The 1156-nt window shown below is 43.4% G+C and carries 2 protein-coding genes; one reads left to right on the plus strand and one right to left on the minus strand.

Annotated elements, in window-relative coordinates; all coding sequences use genetic code 11:
• Positions 1–234: 234 nt before the first annotated feature.
• Positions 235–558: a helix-turn-helix transcriptional regulator gene (locus tag R7E00_RS24505; protein WP_318124824.1), complete on the minus strand. Its 324-nt coding sequence runs from the start codon at positions 556–558 to the stop codon at positions 235–237.
• Between the two features lie 143 nt (positions 559–701).
• Here R7E00_RS24505 and R7E00_RS24510 point away from each other — a divergent pair, with 143 nt between their 5' ends.
• Positions 702–1013, plus strand: a complete 312-nt coding sequence (locus R7E00_RS24510) for a hypothetical protein (protein ID WP_276449230.1) — start codon at positions 702–704, stop codon at positions 1011–1013.
• Positions 1014–1156 lie beyond the last annotated feature (143 nt).

The raw sequence follows: 1156 nt of genomic DNA on the forward strand, positions 1-1156 counted from the left end.
GAATCGGTCGCTCCGGACGATTTACAGGATGACTGTGGTGCTTATTGCCCGGTTGAGTAATGGGTTTCACCGAATGTTGCGGATGAGGTTTTGCCTGTAATGTTGTTGTGCCAAGTATCATGACAAACACACTGGTCGCAAGCCCTCTGAAAATTGATATGTAGTTCATAAAACGCCTCCCCTTGATATTGGAGAGTAGGGTGCTCAAAACATAAGTATAACAGAGCGAAACAATTAGGAAGCGTTAGGATCTGAGCGTTGTTCAAGTACTAGAGATAAGAGGCGCACCAGTAGGGACTGTGCTTCAGGTGATAGCAGCCGAGCAACCGTCACCAAATCTTCTGCGGTCACGTGTTCTATCCCTCTAATATCGAGGTCAGTCAGATTTAGAGAGCGCAAAATAGAGCGGTATTGCGAAAGTTTGAGATCCGATTCACCTCGCTCGATGCGTTGGTAGGTTTTGACGCTCATCCCCGCGATATTTGCCATTTGTTCACGCGACAAACCGTGCTCTTTTCGTCTAATAATGAGCGCTTCAACGATAGGGTCTACGTGCATGGCTTCTCCAGATAGGACAGTTTTGACCTAATCAACGCAAGAAGTGGACCACTTTAACCACCCTATCTTTACCCGATTTTAAAAAGGGTATAAGAATGGCGTTCTAATTAAATGTGCAATTATTTCAGTCAGTTCTTATAAAAATGGAAAAGCATCAGTCATATAAATCAATTACAGCAAAAGTCTCTATTCGCAAAATGCAACGCGTTTTAGATCTGCTGCTGAATGAAATTGATGAGAAACACCGCGCTTCAAAAGAGAATGTTGTTACATTGACTCGGCAGTCACAGCATCGTCTGATGAGCTATAAAGAGCTTTATCTTCACCGTGAGGCTATAGCCGAAAGTGAGCTGCTGTTGGCGTATGAAAGCATGAGTGATACCGAGAAACAGATAGCTGATATGGGGCTATCAGAACTAACTTATGCCATTGAAGCGCTAGATAGAGCGTGCTAACGCATTGCACAATATCGTCAACGATTGGATTGTGTTGAATAAAGGGAATAATAAACAAAGAAGGGATGCAAATGCTGGGGAACCACACCCAGCATTCGGACACTCATTTACCTATATTTTCGAACCGTAAATCAGTGTTTAGA

Source organism: Vibrio sp. Vb1755, from assembly GCF_033338635.1.
In the GTDB taxonomy this organism is placed as follows: domain Bacteria; phylum Pseudomonadota; class Gammaproteobacteria; order Enterobacterales; family Vibrionaceae; genus Vibrio; species Vibrio alginolyticus.

Coding starts and splice junctions, on each gene's coding strand:
- R7E00_RS24510 (WP_276449230.1), top strand. CDS start 702: ATGGAAAAGCATCAGTCATATAAATCAATTACAGCAAAAGTCTCTATT.
- R7E00_RS24505 (WP_318124824.1), bottom strand. CDS start 558: ATGCACGTAGACCCTATCGTTGAAGCGCTCATTATTAGACGAAAAGAG.